This is a genomic window from Pleomorphochaeta sp. DL1XJH-081 (genome assembly GCF_049310885.1).
Classification (GTDB): domain Bacteria; phylum Spirochaetota; class Spirochaetia; order Sphaerochaetales; family Sphaerochaetaceae; genus CAYZJV01.
In genome coordinates, this window is sequence record NZ_JBMDYO010000005.1 from 19,650 (window position 1) to 38,410 (window position 18,761).

Sequence of the window (18,761 nt, forward strand, 5' to 3'; positions counted from 1 at the left end):
GAACCCAACATATTCGGCTGACCGACCCTACCGATGCGCAAGGACCTGATAGGCAAAACCCATCATGCAAAACTCCAATAAAACTGTTTTTCCCGGTTGCCGGCAAGAGGGTTCATTGCAGAACTTTTCTGTGGCGATTGCCCATGAGATACCATTCATCTGCTTCGCATTGTCCAGAAGCAGAGACAATTGTCAACCGACTGTTCATGATCAAAGCAGTACTTGTTCAGCTGGAATCCCTGATGTTCTTCACCAACAAGATAAATAGGGATCCGATGGTTTTTAGAACGAACCATCGGGTTTCCTCATCAATATCTTTTATGGAATAGACCACTGCGATAGCTTTCTTTCGCCAGTCATCTGTAAGGTCATGAAATGATTTCGCATCGGTTGCCTTCACAACCTGATACAGAGTATCCACGAACAATTCCCGCTTTTCCTTATCCACTGACAGTATCCAGCGGTTGAGTATTTCATTCGTATATTTCGTACTACCTCGCACCGTTCCGACATAGAGGAAATCTTCTTTTTCGACTAGCCAGGAGAATGGGTCGTGCTGCATGATCCAGATTCGGTTGCTCTTCACCACCTTATACGGCTCCTGATGCTGCAGGAGCATCCCAATCACGGAAGATTGGGGTTGGGTCTTCTGTATCATCGTCTGAATGTCCGAATATCCTTCACTCAGCAATACCTCGGGGATGAAACCAGGTCCGTCGTGGGTATAGATCATGGTTATCCTTCCACGTATGTGCGGTTTGCATCGCAAGGATGAATAGACAGCAATATTTCCTCCTTTCGAATGTCCGCCGACTATCAAATTACTCGAAATGAGTCCCGCCACGGAATTAAGATAGGTGACACCCTCTTCCTGTGAAGGGACGGGATAGAGGAAAGCCATGTTGAAATCCTCCTTCCACCCGACGAATGTCGAATCAGTGCCCCGGTAAGCGACATATGCAATATCATTGTCGAGCAGATAGGTGATTGCCGAGAATTGCTTTTCCAACGTGAAATCTGTCTTGTCCACATGATATGCCAATCTCACATTACGAAACCTCGGGCTTTGGGAAAGCGCATGGAACAGTCTCCGGTTCTTCCGGCTATCACGTACATCTATGAACAACTTATCAAGATTGTCGTTTTTTGCCAGGTCTCGTATGCTGATCGGTTCTGAATTATCTGAAAATCCAGGAACAAATCCACCGAATTGAAGATATGCGAATTGGGATAGTATCAGACTATCCACTGCATTGATATCACGAATTGTGAAACTATCCTCCATGGCTTCCGCATAATCGATAATATTTCCCATGTCGAATCCTCCTATTCCTGTTTACAACTCATAAAAAATCATTTCTTCGAAACGGTTCTTGGTAATCTTAACACCATGCCCCATGATTTTTTCAGTTTTACTTCTCATAAGAAGTCATGGGAAATATAACAAGAAAATTCCAAACCAAGCTTTCGTGAAAGCATTCGGCAATGAATTGTTGACTGTTCCTCATAGATATATTATTTTTGACAGTAGTGTCAATAATAGTCGATGATGAGAGACTGTATCGGAAAAGGGTAAAGAAACCTTTCGATGGCTGCCTCTCCCCTAGATAATCCAATGTTCTGGCAAATGGCGTAAACATCTAGGGGCTTGTGGATAATACGGCACTTATCCCGTTAGTTATAACTTTGGATGGAAGGAAATGGAATGTGAGAACATGTTTGGAATTGGGATTTATGGGAGGGGGCCCAAAATATGGGTAGTGATTGGCAAGAAAACTTGGATGATATAATTCTCTCGCTGACTCATGTGCAGGAAGATATCGATAGAATTCCATTGTCACGCAGTCGTATCCTGACTGAAACACAACAACTGCTTCGAAACATGAATTTAGAGGCCACCCAACTAAGAAACATGCTTGAGTATATCGAGGACTTGGGTTTCCAAGAATCCAATGATTGATGTACGACGAAACCGACCTAATCCAAGCCACATGTTCATAACCTTTCATCTCTGCCGATGGGGTATTGACAATGGGCAATTGTCGAATTATTATTGACACATGTGTCAGAATAAATCCCAAAGCAATGGGTCGCCCATGATTCAATTGAAAATTGAAAGGGGAAAGAGGGGGATATCAGATGCCGAAGATTGTCAATCACGTAGATCGTCGTCTTCTTATAATCGAGAAAGCTCTTGTTATATTCGCTCAACAGGGCTTCTATTCCACTAATTATAATGAGATTGCGCAGGTATGCGGTCTGAGCAGGACCGGATTGTATCAGTATTTCCCCAATAAGGAAGCAGTCTTCAAGGAGACAGTGGAACATGTGGTGGATACAATTGCAGTACGGGTGTTTTCAATTGTTCAGGAGAACAACCTCTCCACATCACTTAAATTACAAAAGATCTTGATGATTTTCATCGGTGTGATGGAACACAAAGAGGATTCCGCGGTCCTCTTGGAATTTTTAATTTGCCTGAAACGCCGGAACCTACAGCTTACGGAATACCTCGAAGATTCCATCAAATCATTGATATGTGCAGTCCGGGAGCTGTTCGAGAGTTTGGAAAACAAATCATCTTACCTGTCGTCGACCGCAAAGATGCTGTTTACATTCCTACAGAGCCAAATCCTGCAGCCACTATTCGGGGATACTGCGACAATCGGGGACTATATCGCTACATTGGGAAGATTGGCAGGTATCCAAAAAGAAGATCGGCGTTCAAGAGCTGTTATCACGTCGGATATGAAATGATCAGGAACCCAAGCAAGACTAAGTTTCATGACGAAGGAAAACTAACATGAATCAGATTACCCATGGGATCAGCAACAACGCACTCAAACTTGCCCTGCAATATATGGAAAGCAATCCTGAAGAGAATATACCGAAAGTTATCGACCTCCTGTTGACTTTCATAAAGACTGAAGATGGCCGAAAAAAGCTCATTGCAGCAAAACGCGTCATGCAAGAACCCGGCAATCCCTATCGCAATCTCATCATCAGGGGATTCAATGAACTTGAACCGATGGTCCGCAAACGTTTCGTCTCGAACTTCGTGTTGAATGCATCGATGTTCGGACCTGCCCATGCGAAGAAGTTTGCGGAAAAATATGATTGCAATATCCCTTGGGCAATTCTTATGGATCCTACGAGTGCCTGCAACCTCAAATGCATGGGGTGTTGGGCAGCAGAATATGACAAAACCGATACGATGGAATTTGCCCTGTTGGACAGGATTATCAGAGAAGGTAAAGAGATGGGGATTTATTTCTACCTTTATTCAGGAGGTGAGCCGACATTACGGAAGGCGGATATTCTCAAACTCGCCACGATACATGATGATTGCATGTTCCTTGCGTTCACCAACGGAACCCTGGTTGATAGGGAGTTTTCACAAGCATTGGCTGATGTGGGCAATTTCATGCTTGCTTTCAGTATTGAAGGTTTCGAAGAATCGACTGACTACCGGCGTGGAACCGGTACATATCAAAAGGTTCTCGAGGGGATGCAGCACATGCGGAAGGCGGGTGCTCCCTTCGGGTTCAGCGCTTGCTATCACGCAAAGAATACAGAATCTGTTGGTGATGAAAAGTTCCTTGACTTCCTTATCGGACAAGGATGTATGTTTGGATGGTATTTTACCTATATCCCTCTTGGCAAGGAGGCGGATCCTGACTTGATCGCCAGAGCGGACCAGCGATTCTATATGGCGCATTGGGTACGTGAGATGCGTTCAAGGAAACCGGTATTCCTTATGGATTTCTGGAATGATGGACAATATGTGGAAGGGTGTATCGCGGGAGGTAAAAACTATCTCCACATCAATGCGGCAGGTGATGTCGAACCCTGTGCATTCATCCATTATTCGAATGCGAATATAAGGACAGTCTCGCTATTGGATGCGTTGCGTTCACCCTTGTTCATGGAATTTAGGGAGAACCAACCATTCAATGAAAACCATTTCCGTCCTTGCCCGCTCATGGACAACACAGGAGCTCTCGCTGAAATGGTGAAAGCCTCGGGTGCACGATCGACACAGCCGCTCGACATAGAGGATGTGGATGATCTCACAGCCAAATGTGCCCGAGCTGCAACCGAATGGATCCCATCGGCTAACCAGCTCTGGGAAGACGAATTTCCCCGACATGCTAGGTGAGGACTAATTAGGAGTTTGGGTGCTTTCCAGTAGAAATTTATATGGAATACTGGAACAGATTGATTGGACCAAGTAATCCGGTCGCTACGTTAGAATTTGATCAGTCGTTTGATTATCAATCCAGCAAGATAGGCTAAAGAAGGAAGTGGGATGAAAGGTATTCTCGATTGGTTCGTTTTATTCTTGGTATGTTCGGTTCTAGGATGGATGCTCGAATCAACATATCGAAGTATCTTGGCCAAAAAACCTATTGATTCGGGAGTCCTTGGCGGGCCTTTTATCCCGATATATGGATTTGGAGCCTTGCTTGTCGAAATGGTGGATACTCTTTTTCGATATCATCATTTGGGGTGGAAGTTGGCGTTATGCATCCTCCTATGTACGTTGTTGGAATTTCTTGTGAGCGTGTTCTATGAAACAGTATTCCATCTGAGATTATGGGACTACTCCAAAATGGTCCTGAATATTCAAGGGCGGGTTTGTCTGTTGTACAGCTTATTTTGGGGCCTCCTTGGATTAGTATATTTGGAAATACTCCAAACCCAACTTTTATGGTTGGTTGGTAGAATTCGAGACGTACCGATTCTTGGCGTGATTTTCATCGGTTTCACCGTGATGTTCGCTATCAAAGTGATTTCCAGTTTCTTTGAGCTTGGTACACTAAAGGCTATGAAAGCAACTCTGTCCAATCAATTTGACGGTTCGGGCATAGAACATATATTGCGTTTAGGATTTCACGTTAATCGGAGAATCCTTGTGGCATTTCCCAATTTGATCAAGAGTTTCGTTAATGTATTCCTGCACGAGGTGAACCGGAGGGCCAACCTTCCCGCAGGATTTTTTCCTTTTCGAAAAGCGGTATCAATCCTCTTCCATGGCTCACCTGTTTATAATGATTGGGAAGATTGGTTGTTTTTCCTGTCGATTGAAGATCTGCTGGCCAATAAGGCTGTTCAATCCATGTCAAATTATCGCCACCACAATGGCTCAACGTTGGAACATGCCCTATCAATCTCCCAAGCTTCCTGGTATTTGGCGGGAGCTTTCGGCTTGGAGAAAGATGCATGTGCCAGGGGTGCCCTATTGCATGACTTCTTCCTCTATGACTGGAGAGATGAGAAACATCCCCACCATGCTACAATGCATGCTGGAATTGCCTTAAAGAACGCACATCGATATTTCAATCTGGATGAGATGGAGAAAGATATCATCCTTACACATATGTGGCCACTCTCGGATTCATTCTTCAAATACCGGGAATCAGTGCTTGTGAGTCTGGTCGATAAGATAGGATCTACGAGGGACATTTTCTCAATGATTAGTGGGATTAACGAGGAGATCGCGAAGTAATTAATTCATATTTCCTGGATTTGTGGTATCAATACGAGAACCTGTGACATTCTGGACAATCAGTTGGGCTGGATCCTGATTTTGAGGATTTTTCCTTTTGTGGTTGAAATAATTATAAGGCAATACGCTTCATTGACTTTCCCCTCTTCATCGCACACCATATGCAAGGGGTATGGTCAATATTAACTAGAGAATCGGGAGGTAAAAACAAAATGGCACGAGCATGGGATGTTTTGGAATCCTACCGGGGAACACTGTTCGAGGGAGACTGGCCTTCTATTCCCCATTTATTCCTCATCACGATGGAGAAACACGCCGGGAGTAAAGCCTTCACCATCATCAAAGGAAGTGAAAAGGTATCGCTCACTTACCAACAAGTCCACCAGCGTATCCTCGATGTGGCGACCTACCTCTTGTCGAAGGGCATCGGCAAAAACGATCGTATCATCCTCAACGGCAAAAACTCTCCGGAGTGGGCGATCGCCTACCTGGGCATTCTCTTCTGTAAAGCTACGGTCGTTCCGCTCGACAACCAGATGGCGACTGAACGGGTAGAGGCTCTCAGCGCGTTTAGCGAGGCAAAGGGCTTCTTCGGTGACCGTGATGTGATCGAGAGACTAGCGGGCGGAGCCTGGCCCGACTCGCAAGCCTTCTTCATCTACCTTGATGCCGAGGGCGATGAACAAGGTACCGGATTCGCGCAGATTCCCACTGGAGACACTTCGATCGAAGCCTCGGAGCTTCCCAGCGGTGAGGATATCGCCGCAATACTTTACACCAGCGGAACAACTGGCCATGAAAAGGGGGTCATACTCACACACGCGAACTTCACCAGCGATGTCTATCAGGCGGGAGACCCCGAGTTCCTCGCGATTTCCAGCGAAGACATCTTCTACGCATTACTCCCGTTGCACCACTCCTATACGATGACTGCCGTATTCCTCGAATCCCTAATGCACGGGTGCGAGCTCCTATTTGGCCAAGGGATCGTCGTATCCCGGGTGCTCAATGAGATGAGGGTGGGAAATGTGACGCTCTTCCTGGCGATCCCCCTCCTCTACAACAAGCTACTTGCCGGTTTGATGAAGAAGGTGCGAGAGAAGGGAATCTTCACCTATGTGCTCATCAGGAGCCTCATGTGGATAAATGGTAGGTTACGCAAGAGCCTTCACATCAACCTCGGCCGAAGGTGGTTCCACCAGTTGCTCGACGGGATCGGGATGATCGACAACAAGCTGTGTATTTGCGGGGGAGGGCCGCTTTCGCCGTCCACCTTCAGGCAGTATCAGCAACTGGGTCTCGATTTCATCCAAGGCTACGGCCTGACCGAGACTGCACCGATCCTCACGCTCAATCCAGTGAGCAGGTTCAAGGTGACCTCGGTTGGCAAAGTATTTCCCCTGGTTGACATGCGGATCGCCAATGCAGACCTACTCGGCGTAGGAGAAGTCCAGGTCAAGGGGCCAAACATCTGCAAAGGCTACTACAAGGATCTGGCGAACACCGCACAACTGTTCACTGAGGACGGGTATCTACGCACCGGCGATCTCGGGGCGCTCGACAGGGAAGGATACCTCTACCTGAAGGGACGCGTGAAAAACCTCATCGTCACCGAGGGGGGAAAGAATGTCTATCCGGAGGAGATCGAGGACCTCTTCCAGACCCATCCGCAGGTCGAGCAGGTGCTGGTACGCGCCTACATCGCGAACAAGTCGGCTCGCGCAGAAGGAATCGAAGCAGTCATATTCCCCGACGTAGAGCACTACAAGCAGCTCGGTTACAATGCACAACTGATCTCCCAAGATATCGACAAGGTGGTCTCCGAGGTGAACAAGAAGCTGATGCCTTACAAGAAGGTCACGCGAACAACGATCATCGACAAGCCGATGGCGATGACGAGCACGAAGAAGATCCAACGGGGTAAGGTATCCCGAACATTCGAGCGGTTGCGCGGAAATAGTTGAGATCGGCCCGCCTTGCCGACACCCCCTTCGATGTTTACGGCGAAGCGTCTTGGGACTTTTCTGGAAGATCTTTCCCATCATCATGCTGAACTTGTGCTTAAATATTTGCAATCATAAAACTAGGGTTGTATCGATCGTTTCTCTATAACATATAACTAGTTATTGTCTTTCTAGCTAAGCATAGATAGATGGTAGCCAGGCTAAATTATATGATACAATATAAGAAATTATCAAACAGTGCCATCTTCCGAAAAGATAAAATCATCAGAACAATTGTCAGCTTTGGAAGGTACGATACATGAACGGAAGTCTCGAAAGACAAAAACAGAACTGTTTCTGAAGGGTTTGAAGAAGCAAGAAGGTGTGGTTACCGAATTCACGGATACCCTTTGGCACGCTCTTGCCGATCATGCGGTGGTCAATAGTAAAGAGGATGTGCGGTTCATTTTCAAGAATGGGATAGAGCTTAGAGTATGAGAACTTATTGGCTCTTATAACCTCTTCGATTCAATTCCAGAACCACCTCAATCCGTTGTAGGTATACTCCATTGCAGCACGACCGTCATGGGAATAGCCTTCCTTTACGCGATATGCAATATTTCCCGATCTCTCATCATCATACAGCTTGAAATTCCCGCTAGGCTTTGCAATCATCGCTTCGATCTGCCTGGCAAATTGCCCATATGCAAAATCACTGGAACCGGTTATCGCGTATATGAAGTAATCATCAGGAATGAAATCGGAAGCAGTAACCGCGGCATCGATAATATCGCCGTCATAATCCATGGCACCGCTCATGGGCAGGAAGTATCGAAATGCATCCAGGCTATTGATGAAGGTGTGCCAAGTGGCAACCGAACCCATGGAAAACCCGCCGAAGGCACGATAGTCTCTGGACTCTCTGATATCCTCTGCTGATGTTCCTTTTGCATAGGTGGAGTATGTGCCTTCAACAGCAGGAATCAAATCATTCACCAGTTCCTGGTGATAGTTTGCCGTCAAGGTATAGAATGCCAGAGTGTAGTCCGCGCTATCCTCGGGGCTCTCATTGTTGTAAGTGGGACAGACGATGATGAGCGGGTCAAATTCCCCATTCCTTATGCCATGATCCACAACATGCTTGAAAGCACTCGGTTGCTCAGGCGTGCCAAGGGTTGTTGTCTCGTTGCTCCAACCTCCATGCATCAGATAGAGAACATTATATTCTTTCTCATCTGAATACTCATAAGGTAGATATACAATGGCTCGTTTAGTGATTGGCTTGCTCTTCTGGGCGTAGGTCCTGGATTCATAGGTGTCATATCTGAGCTCAACAAGGGTTCCCGGCTGATCCGCTTCGCGCAGGTACTCATTCGGGATGGTCCACAGTTCCTTGGGAATGGGATTATCGGAATCGTTATCACCTTCCATGGTATAGCTAGCCTCCAGCTCTCTCTCAGGTTGGTTAGTATGAGATAGCGCATCAACAGTGGTCGAAGCACTAAAACTGCCGCATGATCCGAGCAAACCGATACTAAGCAATACCAACATTGCAATTGCATGCATTCTCATTCCAGACCTCCTATCGGTTCACCTGATTTTCCCAGAACTTGATTGCATTATCGATCCAACCCTCGGCGATTGTTCCTTCCCCAAGACCAAACCCATGCGGCAATCCCTCAAAGATATCAATCTCCGCATCGGTTCCCTGCGCCTTTATCCGATTGATGCGGTTTTCCATGGTCCGGTAGCTTGCTATACCGTCGCTAGTCCCCACACAGGCATAGGTCGGCGGTTCATTTCCTGTTACCTCGGTAAGCCCAGTGTATTGCATGATAACCGCCTTAGGTTTCGGATACTCAGATTCCCCAAAGGCTGTTGTTCCGTAGGATCCCAACCACGCCGCCATACGGGCACCTGCTGAGCCTCCCCACAGTGAATATCCTTCTATGTCAACTTCAAGTTCGCTCGCATGCTCATGAATGAAGGCAATCGCCCGGGCAAGATCCTCACTGGCAGTGTTGGCTCCCGGCCGGTAGATCAATGCAAATGCATTGTATCCCCTTTTCGACAATTCCAGAGCATGGGGGAAGCTGTCATGCATTGCACCTACGTACGCAAACCCACCACCGGCGCTGAGTATAGCCGCTTTCTGTCCCGGCTTCCCTCGGAAGAAGAAAAGTCCGGTGTTTTTCTTTGCAGGGTCAGCCGCTTTCTCTGTTTCTGAATAGATAGCATAGAAAACTTGCTGTCCTGCACGTGCGCTGGTCCTGAGGTAATTTACAATTTCGACGGTACGATCAGCACTCACATAGGTGTACCACGTCAGGATGCTGCCTACTTCAACCAGCCTCATCTGACGGTCAATGGACCTGTCCACCGGGAAGATGAGTCTGCCGAACCCATCAAAAGATGGATCATCAATGACATCCCAAACCAAGCTTTCTTGTGTAAATCCCATTGCAGCAGCCTCTTGTGATACATTGCCTGCTGTCCCGGAAATGGATCTGTCAGCCTGGCCTTGTGCAGTGACGCTGCCACCTCCGACAAGCAGAAGCATCAGGATAATGAAACATGACATTTTTGCGTATTCTTTTCCTTCCCGTCTGATCATGGTTATGGTCTACCTCCCTTGTTTGGCAGGAGCTCCCTCAAACGTAATGGATATACGTTGGAGGAGTTCACGAATCCTTAGATTCTGCGGACAATTTTTCTCACATAGTCCGCAGCCGATGCACTGCGAGGCTTTTCCGTATGGTTCTCCATGTACCTGATATGATGTGACCTTTTGTCAAGGCAAAAATACAAGTATGTTTCTTTCAATACTCCTCATTGATATAGCAGGGAGAATCGGTAGACGGTGAAGCAGAATTTCGGCACTTGACCATTCTGATATACGTGGATTGGTTACCACAGGTCAATGGTCCGCCTAAAGCCCTTTCCGTCTGGCATCGTGAATCATTCATTCAGCAATAGCTATGCTGAAAGGATGTCAACCACAGGTACATCGAAGATAGCTGGATCGTGTTCCCCTTCAACCGTCTATCGATTCCTCCCCTCGTCCTAGTTTTCGTCCGTTTGTCGGAAATCAGGAAATCTTATCATTCATCATACCCCAAATGAAACAGGATAGTTCACGTGCAACCGCTACGGTAGCCTTGTTGTGGTGTACACCGTGTGTGATCAGCTTGCTATATACCCGATGCAACCTCCGGTTTGCCCGATCCGCATACGCGATAACCTCGGGACTATTACCTTTTTGTCGGGCCATGAGTCGTTTCGATTTCTGTCCATAGAGACTACTTCTCATGGCTGCCTTTGCCCCTTCAATGAGTAGCAACCGCAAGCGTGTGTTCCCTGCTTTGGTAATCGTCCCACGCCATTCCCTTTGGCCACTACTGTTCTCGCTGGGAACCAAACCGAGGAAAGCCGAAAATTGCGGAGCGTTTGCGAATCGGGAAAAGTCGCCAATTTCCGATACGATGGACATGGCGGTATGTGTCTCAATCCCTCTGAAACAGCACAATCTCCCCACCATTTCCCGATATGATTCCTGGCCTGCGAGCTCTTCTATCCTCATATCGTAACGTTTGACTTTTTCCTGCTGATCGAAGACCTCCTGTAAGTATTCGTTGAAGGTTTCCTGATCTACGAGATCGTCGAACTTCTGTTTCCGCAACCATTGTAGGTGCGTGGTGGTCCAATAATTCTTACCTTCGGTATAATTCCTTCCTACCCGGAGTAAGAACGACAGGAGGTTCTGCTTCGCCTTCTTCATCGCATCCCTGCGGGTATTGCGTAACCGGGTGAAATTTTTCACCGCTTCATCCTCGGGTGTAGGCACATGCACTGCGCTGTAGGTTCCAAAAGCCAAATGTCGGGCAATCTCCTGGGCATCAAGACGATCGTTTTTGATCCGATTACCCGTAGCCTTTGGCATCGTCGTTGGGGCCATGATCACACAGGGAATACCAGACCGTTGCAGGTCGCGATACAATCCATAGCCGGTAGGCCCCGCTTCGTATGCACAGACAATGTCGCATCCTTCATACTCTTTGCGTAAGCGTTCAACATACTTGAACACCAAACTACTTTTACTGGCTATGCGACTTTCCCCGAAATTCCGGTTGCTCGTTAAGCGAAAGGCGCTCAGCGAGTAACTGTCCTTGTGGACATCGATACCAATGTGGATTACTGTATTCATAGTGACCTCCATTTGCATGCGGTAGCCGCATACGGTTTAAGTTGTTCTTATTCCCAGTATGCTCGGTGAATCCACGTTTTGCAAACTGGGAGGTCACTTCATATTGTCTGGTATTATCCTCCACCTGGCCCGATGTGAGAAGATCGCTTAAAACCACACGATCCTCTTCATCGAGTAATCTATCGGCCTCTTCCTCTTATTTGAGGTCCTTCTCTATCAGCCATTCATTGATATGCTTCGCAACAATTTGGTTGTTCAAATCCGACATGATGAAGTGCGTGTTCCCTAGAATACCGATTTCAGGTAGGTGCACAACCGTCACATCACCTCCATAGCTGTTCACAAGCTCTGCCCACTGCCTTGCAGATGCCAATGAGCGTCTCCAGAATTCTTGTGAGGGTACATCCGTTTCTTCTGCAGGTATGTAATCCCCATAATAGACTATGATGGGAATACGGGTCAGTTTCATGAATTCATCCATCGAAACCCGTCCATACGATTGCGCTGGATCGGAATCCGGATCCAGGGGGAAGGCGAACCCTCCTGGTTCGATGGCGACAACAGCCTCAACCTTCTCATTTGCGATTGCCGTTTGCCAACCGGTCATACCGCTGGCCGAATGTGTGAACAGGATTCCTCCATCCAAACGGTCGAAAATCTCCGACATCGCCGTGACGGTTGCGTTTCTTTCAGCCGTGGTACCGGTATCGGGAACCATCATGCGGAAGAATTGGTCAAGCGATTCTGCATCCTGTGGAAATTGCACACCCTCGTTAAATTCAGGCCAGAGGCCGATGCGGAATTGGGTGAACCAAGTCTGGTCATCGGGAGTTGCAGGGATTTGCCCGGCACCGGTAACCTGTCCGGCTTCACCTCGGCCTGGCTGGTCCACGAGATAGACGCTGTGGCCTTCACGCAAAAAGATATCAGAAAAGCCTTCCCTTCCGTCAGCTGTCATCTGCCAACTCCGTCGTGACTGGCCATATCCGTGGAGAAACACCATCGGATGATCGTTGGCATCAACGGGAATCTGATAGAGGACATCCGCGTGGTCTCCATGCCGGGTCTGCCCACCCTGAGGGACCACCCACGGCTGCATCGGATCATACGTCCCCTCACTGGTCACAACTGTTCCCCCGGCTGAGAAGTTGCCTTGTTCCTGGATATATAAGATATCCGAATCCCCGTTTGCAGTTGTGGCGATGTTCCCTTCAGTAGTACTGCAGGATACAAACATCCCAACAGTAATTACTGCCAACACGAAAATCGTGATACGTTTCTTCATAAGAATTTCTCCTTTCATACAAGTATGGTCATCCTGATCTGAATACCGAATCAATCAATACGTCGTTCCGAGAGAAACTTAACCATCGCCGGATCCTGGTGATCAAAGAAGAGGCTCTTGCCTTGATCGAGACCCTTGATGGCATCCATCTCACTTTCAGACAGGCTGAAGTCGAATATATCGAAATTTTGTGCAATCCTTTCTGGTTTCGTTGATTTGGGGATTGCAATGACTCCCCGTTGGATCAGCCAACGCAGAACCACCTGGGCAACCGATTTATGGTGATTTTCTCCGATTGAGGCCAGCAGTTCGTTGGAGAACAGGTTGTTCCTTCCCTCAGCAAACGGCCCCCACGATTCAATCTGCACCCCATTGGCAGCAAGGAACTCTGCACTCCCCTGCTGCTGGCAGAAAGGATGGGTCTCAACCTGATTGATTGCAGGCTTGATCTGAGAATGGACGATCAGGTCCATTACCCGGTAGTCTGGAAAATTGCTGACTCCGATGGCTCTGACCTTGCCTTCTTGGTACAGTTCCTCCATCGCCCTCCATGCTCCAAAGATATCTCCGTAGGGTTGATGGATCAGAAGCAGGTCAAGATAATCGAGTTGCAGTTTGGCGAGAGATTTCTCGAAAGCTTTCCGTGTCTTTTCGTACCCCACATCCTGAATCCAAATCTTGGTGGTGATGAAGAGCTCGGAACGGTCCACAGGACTTCGCTTGATGGCAATCCCCACCGCTTCCTCATTCCCATAGGATGCAGCTGTATCAATCAGCCTATATCCCACCCTGATTGCTTCAGCCACACTGTCTATGCATTCATTCTTGTCAGGGATCTGAAAGACCCCAAACCCAAGTACCGGCATCTGGATTCCATTGTTCAACGTTTTATATTCCATTTTGTTCTCCTACAAATACTACATCTATCTGTACGACAGGTGATCGATTTTTGCTGATATGCTTCCGGGACAGGAGGATCCCTACACTGGGGTTCGCTCCAGCTCCCATATTTTTTCTAGCCTAACGATATCAGATGGAAGGACGGAGAAATACAACATTCCTGCATTCATTTTGCCTAATCCTGCAAATACTCAGTGTAATAGGTTGAATTATTCAGCAAAACATATACTATTGGACCATATGACTGATGAACTATTGCATGCAAAGAATACATTGACCGAGCGGATTGAATATTGGACGGGAACCAAGGGGAATGCCAAGGACGCCATCCCGGGGCTGTGGATGTACAAGTACGAAGCTCCTTCGGCGCGAATACGAATCATCCAGCGACCGAGCATCTGTCTGATCGGCCAGGGCTCAAAGGAAGTATTGTTGGGTAAGGATTCGTTGGTATATGACAGGGATCACTACCTGGTCACCTCCCTGGATTTACCAGTTGTAGCCCAGATTCGGGATGCCAGTCCGGAAAGGCCGTATATGGGTCTGGCGTTTACCTTGGAACAGAAAGAGATTGCCAAACTCCTTGCCGAGGGCAGTCTCCCCATTCCTTCAAAACTACCAACACAACGCGCCATGAGCGTTGGACAGCTATCCTTGTCCTTGATCGATGCTTTTCTGCGACTAATCAACCTGCTGGAGGAACCAGTCTCCATACCCTTTCTAGCACCTTCAATCAAACGTGAAATACTCTATCGATTGATAACGAGTGATCAAGGATATCATGTACGTCAATTGAGCATGGCAGGCAGCCAGAGCTCCCAAATACATGGTGCGGTACAGTGGCTCAAGGATAATTACAACAAACCCGTCAAGATGGAAGAACTGGCCGAATTGTGCCACATGAGCCTTTCCTCTTTTCATCATCATTTCCATAACCTGACAGCCATGAGCCCCCTCCAATACCAGAAATGGTTCCGCCTTCAGGAAGCCCGCCGCTTAATGCTTGTTGATGATCTTGATGTAACCAGAGCAGCCTTTGAGGTTGGGTATGAGAGCTCCTCCCAGTTTTGCAGGGAGTATAGTCGTCAATTCGGGAACTCTCCTGCAAAAGACATCCGATTACTCAAGCAATCCGGTCCCATGGATGCATGATTCTTGTTATACACGAAAAATTCCGCAATGCAGCAGCTTTACAAATACGGGCAATAAGACCTATGGGTAGGATGGGAACACAAAAGTTAAGTGCAAGTTATTGAAGAATGCTGGTATCATTTTCAGAGTCGTGGAAGATGATTCCCTGCTGGCAATATTTCCATGTTATTCTCAAGCATGAAGCAAAGTGGAAAAAGGTTGAAGAGCTAGTCGAATAGAGGTGATAAAAAGCATCTTATTGCTTTACATATGTTTACATATTTTTCAACAATAAATCTTAAGGTGTATCGCTATTATCTCTTTTTCTGTAAACTACTTATTGTCTTTCTAGCAAAGTATAGTGGGAGGTCTTTGCGGACCCATTGAGACAAAGGGCGACAGCGGTCATCGTAGCACACAACCACCCCAGTGGTATGCTCATTCCCAGTACGGACGATATTAGGGTAACCCAGCGTCTTATCCAAGCTGGTGAGTTGCTTGGTATACGTGTATTGGACCATCTCATCTTCAGCGATGAATCGTTCAGATCGATGCTGGAGGAAAATGAGCTGTATTGACGTTGTAACCATTAGCACAGGCAATCGATGAAAAAAGTGTCTCCTAAGTGTGCTTCATTATCGCGAAAAGTGTATACTTTAACGTAACCATATCAGAAGAAGCCCCCGGGGAGAAAAGTTTCTCAATGTGGATAAGTTGGAATTTTTTCCTGGTTCCTATACGGTTGATAATTCGCACTCCCTGATACCTAGGCTCGCTCATAAGTTGACTTATGTATCGATGTTGCGTATAATATCAATACAAAAGTAAACAAACAAAGGAGTCGGTAACATCAAGGCAATCAATGCTCGAATTTATGAGGAAATAAAGAAAAACAACAACGTGATCACTACTTCACAGGTGTTGCAATTGGGATTCTCGAAAACGTTGATCACGAAGTATGTTCACGCCGGCCTTTTGGAAAGATATGGTCATGGCGTCTATACTCTTCCGGGTAGGTTGAAAGACGATATGCATGCGCTCATGCTTCGCTCGTCAAAAATCATTTTTTCCCATGACACCGCACTCTTTCTTAACGGACTGGCCGAGCGAACACCATTCCGACATACCGTCACCATCCCCAGTGATTCAGGGTTGCCGGCCTCGATCAAGAACATATGCATTTGTTTTTATATCAAGCCGGAGTTGCATACCCTTGGAATGATTGTGAGAAAAACAACGTTCGGCAATTCGGTGCGATGCTACAACATGGAACGCACCATTTGTGATTTGTTACGAAGCCGTAACCGATGTGATGAAGAAACGGTAATTGGTGCCATAAAAAACTATGCGGCTACCAAGGATAAAAACCTGAATCTTCTTGCAGACTATGCAAGGAGCCTGAAAGTTGAAAAATCTCTCAGACGATACATGGAGGTGCTGCTATGAGTTCTACACCCATGAGCCTGAAGGCCCGGATCAACAACTATGCGAAGAATCATGGTATTGCAGCACAGGTTGTTTTGCAGAATTACATGTTCGAGCGCTTCTTGGAACGTTTGTCAAAATCTGAGCATAAGGACAAATTCGTAATCAAGGGAGGGATGCTTATTGCAACCATTGTGGGCTTGGATATCCGCTCAACCATGGATCTGGACACGACGCTTCGCAATTTGAACTTCACAGAGGATCAGATAACACAAACAGTTCAGAGCATCTGTAACGTAGATTTGAATGATGAAGTTAACTTTTCTGTTGTTTCCATAACACCCATCCGTAAGGATGACCGCTACGGTGGGTTCTGCGTTCGCATGGATGCACGATATGACACAATCATAACGCCGCTTTCAATCGATATCTCTACCGGAGATGTCCTGACACCTTCCGCCGTTCATTATGAATTCAGTGGAATTATTGACGAATCTGTGCGCATCGGTATCTGGGGCTATAACATAGAGACGGTTATGGCCGAGAAAGTCGAGACTATTCTAAGCCGAGGTGTTTTCAGTACGCGTCCGAGAGATTATTATGACATCTTTATATTGGGCACCACACAGAAGTATGACAAAGCACTGTTTTGGGAAGCGCTATCTGCTACGGCCAACCACCGGGAAAGCAAAATGATCCTGGCCGATAGAGAGGCAATATTTAAGAACATATCCGAAAGCCGAGATCTCCGTGAAAGATGGACAAAATACCAGATGAAGTTTCCCTATGCTCATGATATTACTTTTGAAGCGATCATCGAAGTACTTCACAGCCTACTTTGGCCGTTGACTTCCTGAATAGCGAAACAGCAGGGGAATCCACAACTTCGAGTTCGTAAAATTGTAAGTCAGATAACGATCCTGATGAAGTCTGGATGTCGGAGTACCATCACCCTCCCATCGTCGACAAGGAGACCTTCGACCTTGTCCAGCAGAAGAAGAAATCGAAAACCAATATTGAGCTTGATCAACACGGGAACAAGGTCCGCAAGAGCACCCATTACAGCAAGAAGAAAAGTGATAACAAGGTTGAAGAACTAATCGAATAGAGGTGAAAAAACAACTTATAAATTTATATATGTTTACATATATCTCAACAATAAATCTAAAGGTGTATCTTTGATAATTCTTTAACATGGAAATATATATAGTGCCATTTTCTACAGGTAGATGGATAGTGCCCAGTTTAAATTAAATGATACAATTTAAGGATTTAGATAAAAATACTTTGTCATGGGAGTGCCTATACGAAGACCATAACGTAATTTGATAAGAGGTCACAAGAATGCTTAAAGAAACAAGTTGCCTGATTCCCTCCAAGACTGAGTTCCGGTGGCTGGCTAGGCCTTTCCGGACGGGATTCGCACCCGCTATATGTCAAATCGGCTCATGTCCGGTTACACTTCATAGTACATCTTCCTTACTAGTCAATGGACTCTCCCTTACACTCCAAGCTAATTTTTATTGAATAACTAAAAAGCCCGAATCGGCCGAATATAATAACTTTTATATTTACTAGTATAAGAAACCCTGCTCCAGCCCCAGGATGCCGCATATCTCTCGGAGCTTTCAGTCGAAGTCCAATAGTTACTAAAAACTGAACCTCTAAACCCTCCAATTCTTTTGCTAATTAGATTATTCTGTATTTGCTTGAATTCTTCTAATGATGGCAAATACCAGTCATTATACCCACTTATTACTGCTTCTTTACATACCTTTGCCGCTACTGTCCCATCGCTAGGCTCATAATAGGCTTCAGGATTGCTATAATAATCTCCTTTTTCGGGATATAAGGCCCCTAATCTATCATGATAAGCTACGATATTTTCTGTATTTATTTTCCCTGTGCCTATCCCTGTCATTTTTGCTGATGGACTTACTTCATACATATATGATCCCCATTCGAAACTAGGATCATCATCTTCCCAATATATCCCATCCCCATCAGTATCATACCAACCAAATGGGGCTGCTTCTAAATACCTGTAGCTTGGGAGCACCCCTTCACTATCATACCCTCTTCCATCGACATAAAATATATAGCCCCCAGCGGGTCCAATATCTCCTACTGTATATTTGGTCCAACTACGGACACTAGGGAGATAGTTTTCCAAAAGAGGACAAGATCCTAGAGAAAATTCTTCATGGTTGGTCACGTTTCTCACATCCCATCCAGCAAGATCTCTATTGAAGCTTGTGGCGCCATAGAACATACGGTACATATCTGTGACATTACTTACATCCCATGCTGCAATATCACCATTAAAGGAGGTTGCTCCAGAAAACATCTCTCCCATGTTCGTAA

16 protein-coding genes and 3 pseudogenes are annotated in these 18,761 nt (G+C 46.4%); 11 read left to right on the top strand and 8 right to left on the bottom strand.

Translation table 11 applies throughout. The annotated features are described in order from the left end of the window. Positions 1 to 226: 226 nt before the first annotated feature. A complete protein-coding gene (locus ACODJP_RS09585; RefSeq protein ID WP_422480907.1) occupies positions 227 to 1,315 on the bottom strand; it encodes an Mbeg1-like protein in 1,089 nt (362 codons plus the stop codon). 438 nt (positions 1,316 to 1,753) lie between these two features. Between ACODJP_RS09585 and ACODJP_RS09590 the strand changes: the two genes are divergently transcribed. The 6 genes from ACODJP_RS09590 to ACODJP_RS09615 all read left to right on the top strand — a co-directional run bounded on the left by ACODJP_RS09590 (position 1,754) and on the right by ACODJP_RS09615 (position 7,950). Beyond that, complete coding sequence (locus tag ACODJP_RS09590; protein ID WP_422480909.1) at positions 1,754 to 1,960, top strand: hypothetical protein; 207 nt, start codon at positions 1,754 to 1,756, stop codon at positions 1,958 to 1,960. A gap of 179 nt (positions 1,961 to 2,139) precedes the next feature. Further along, on the top strand, positions 2,140 to 2,757 hold the full coding sequence (locus tag ACODJP_RS09595; protein ID WP_422480911.1) for a TetR/AcrR family transcriptional regulator: 618 nt from the start codon (positions 2,140 to 2,142) through the stop codon (positions 2,755 to 2,757). A 46-nt stretch (positions 2,758 to 2,803) separates the two neighbouring features. Further along, on the top strand, positions 2,804 to 4,159 hold the full coding sequence (locus tag ACODJP_RS09600) for a radical SAM protein (RefSeq protein ID WP_422480913.1): 1,356 nt from the start codon (positions 2,804 to 2,806) through the stop codon (positions 4,157 to 4,159). Between the two features lie 150 nt (positions 4,160 to 4,309). Continuing rightward, entirely contained in the window at positions 4,310 to 5,509 is a 1,200-nt protein-coding gene (locus ACODJP_RS09605; RefSeq protein WP_422480915.1) for a putative ABC transporter permease, read from the top strand. Between the two features lie 212 nt (positions 5,510 to 5,721). Next, positions 5,722 to 7,473: an AMP-binding protein gene (locus ACODJP_RS09610; RefSeq protein WP_422480917.1), complete on the top strand. Its 1,752-nt coding sequence runs from the start codon at positions 5,722 to 5,724 to the stop codon at positions 7,471 to 7,473. Between the two features lie 237 nt (positions 7,474 to 7,710). Beyond that, positions 7,711 to 7,950, top strand: a complete 240-nt coding sequence (locus tag ACODJP_RS09615) for a hypothetical protein (protein ID WP_422480919.1) — start codon at positions 7,711 to 7,713, stop codon at positions 7,948 to 7,950. A gap of 30 nt (positions 7,951 to 7,980) precedes the next feature. On the opposite strand, the gene ACODJP_RS09620 is transcribed toward ACODJP_RS09615, so the two are convergent. The 6 genes and pseudogenes from ACODJP_RS09620 to ACODJP_RS09645 form a co-directional block, all read right to left on the bottom strand. Continuing rightward, on the bottom strand, positions 7,981 to 9,024 hold the full coding sequence (locus ACODJP_RS09620) for an alpha/beta hydrolase (protein WP_422480921.1): 1,044 nt from the start codon (positions 9,022 to 9,024) through the stop codon (positions 7,981 to 7,983). Between the two features lie 10 nt (positions 9,025 to 9,034). Then, entirely contained in the window at positions 9,035 to 10,066 is a 1,032-nt protein-coding gene (locus ACODJP_RS09625) for an alpha/beta hydrolase (RefSeq protein ID WP_422480923.1), read from the bottom strand. A gap of 9 nt (positions 10,067 to 10,075) precedes the next feature. Next, positions 10,076 to 10,201: pseudogene (locus ACODJP_RS09630) on the bottom strand (4Fe-4S binding protein); the annotation flags it as partial. Positions 10,202 to 10,540: 339 nt separating this feature from the next. Further along, the gene (locus ACODJP_RS09635; protein WP_422480925.1) at positions 10,541 to 11,656 is read right to left on the bottom strand and encodes an IS110 family transposase; all 1,116 of its coding nucleotides are present in this window, start codon (positions 11,654 to 11,656) and stop codon (positions 10,541 to 10,543) included. 196 nt (positions 11,657 to 11,852) lie between these two features. Then, positions 11,853 to 12,941 carry an alpha/beta hydrolase gene (locus tag ACODJP_RS09640; RefSeq protein WP_422480927.1) on the bottom strand — a complete coding sequence of 363 codons (1,089 nt, stop codon included), beginning with the start codon at positions 12,939 to 12,941 and terminating at the stop codon, positions 11,853 to 11,855. 50 nt (positions 12,942 to 12,991) lie between these two features. Next, positions 12,992 to 13,840, bottom strand: coding sequence for an aldo/keto reductase (locus ACODJP_RS09645; RefSeq protein WP_422480929.1), 849 nt, complete (start codon positions 13,838 to 13,840; stop codon positions 12,992 to 12,994). Between the two features lie 241 nt (positions 13,841 to 14,081). Here ACODJP_RS09645 and ACODJP_RS09650 point away from each other — a divergent pair, with 241 nt between their 5' ends. The 5 genes and pseudogenes from ACODJP_RS09650 to ACODJP_RS09670 form a co-directional block, all read left to right on the top strand. Then, positions 14,082 to 14,993: an AraC family transcriptional regulator N-terminal domain-containing protein gene (locus ACODJP_RS09650; RefSeq protein WP_422480931.1), complete on the top strand. Its 912-nt coding sequence runs from the start codon at positions 14,082 to 14,084 to the stop codon at positions 14,991 to 14,993. Positions 14,994 to 15,349: 356 nt separating this feature from the next. Continuing rightward, positions 15,350 to 15,550, top strand: a pseudogene (locus ACODJP_RS09655) (JAB domain-containing protein); the annotation flags it as partial. Positions 15,551 to 15,842: 292 nt separating this feature from the next. Then, positions 15,843 to 16,418, top strand: coding sequence for a type IV toxin-antitoxin system AbiEi family antitoxin domain-containing protein (locus ACODJP_RS09660; RefSeq protein WP_422481182.1), 576 nt, complete (start codon positions 15,843 to 15,845; stop codon positions 16,416 to 16,418). Further along, complete coding sequence (locus tag ACODJP_RS09665) at positions 16,415 to 17,254, top strand: nucleotidyl transferase AbiEii/AbiGii toxin family protein (protein ID WP_422480933.1); 840 nt, start codon at positions 16,415 to 16,417, stop codon at positions 17,252 to 17,254. Before ACODJP_RS09660 ends, ACODJP_RS09665 begins: the two co-directional genes overlap by 4 nt. Before the next feature lie 59 nt (positions 17,255 to 17,313). Continuing rightward, positions 17,314 to 17,505, top strand: a pseudogene (locus ACODJP_RS09670) (recombinase family protein); the annotation flags it as partial. A gap of 423 nt (positions 17,506 to 17,928) precedes the next feature. Here ACODJP_RS09670 and ACODJP_RS09675 read toward each other — a convergent pair. After that, a partial coding sequence (locus ACODJP_RS09675; RefSeq protein WP_422480935.1) for a BspA family leucine-rich repeat surface protein occupies positions 17,929 to 18,761 on the bottom strand: 833 nt, incomplete at its 5' end.

Coding starts and splice junctions, on each gene's coding strand:
- ACODJP_RS09585 (WP_422480907.1), bottom strand. CDS start 1,315: ATGGGAAATATTATCGATTATGCGGAAGCCATGGAGGATAGTTTCACA.
- ACODJP_RS09590 (WP_422480909.1), top strand. CDS start 1,754: ATGGGTAGTGATTGGCAAGAAAACTTGGATGATATAATTCTCTCGCTG.
- ACODJP_RS09595 (WP_422480911.1), top strand. CDS start 2,140: ATGCCGAAGATTGTCAATCACGTAGATCGTCGTCTTCTTATAATCGAG.
- ACODJP_RS09600 (WP_422480913.1), top strand. CDS start 2,804: ATGAATCAGATTACCCATGGGATCAGCAACAACGCACTCAAACTTGCC.
- ACODJP_RS09605 (WP_422480915.1), top strand. CDS start 4,310: ATGAAAGGTATTCTCGATTGGTTCGTTTTATTCTTGGTATGTTCGGTT.
- ACODJP_RS09610 (WP_422480917.1), top strand. CDS start 5,722: ATGGCACGAGCATGGGATGTTTTGGAATCCTACCGGGGAACACTGTTC.
- ACODJP_RS09620 (WP_422480921.1), bottom strand. CDS start 9,024: ATGAGAATGCATGCAATTGCAATGTTGGTATTGCTTAGTATCGGTTTG.
- ACODJP_RS09625 (WP_422480923.1), bottom strand. CDS start 10,066: ATGATCAGACGGGAAGGAAAAGAATACGCAAAAATGTCATGTTTCATT.
- ACODJP_RS09635 (WP_422480925.1), bottom strand. CDS start 11,656: ATGAATACAGTAATCCACATTGGTATCGATGTCCACAAGGACAGTTAC.
- ACODJP_RS09640 (WP_422480927.1), bottom strand. CDS start 12,941: ATGAAGAAACGTATCACGATTTTCGTGTTGGCAGTAATTACTGTTGGG.
- ACODJP_RS09645 (WP_422480929.1), bottom strand. CDS start 13,840: ATGGAATATAAAACGTTGAACAATGGAATCCAGATGCCGGTACTTGGG.
- ACODJP_RS09650 (WP_422480931.1), top strand. CDS start 14,082: ATGACTGATGAACTATTGCATGCAAAGAATACATTGACCGAGCGGATT.
- ACODJP_RS09665 (WP_422480933.1), top strand. CDS start 16,415: ATGAGTTCTACACCCATGAGCCTGAAGGCCCGGATCAACAACTATGCG.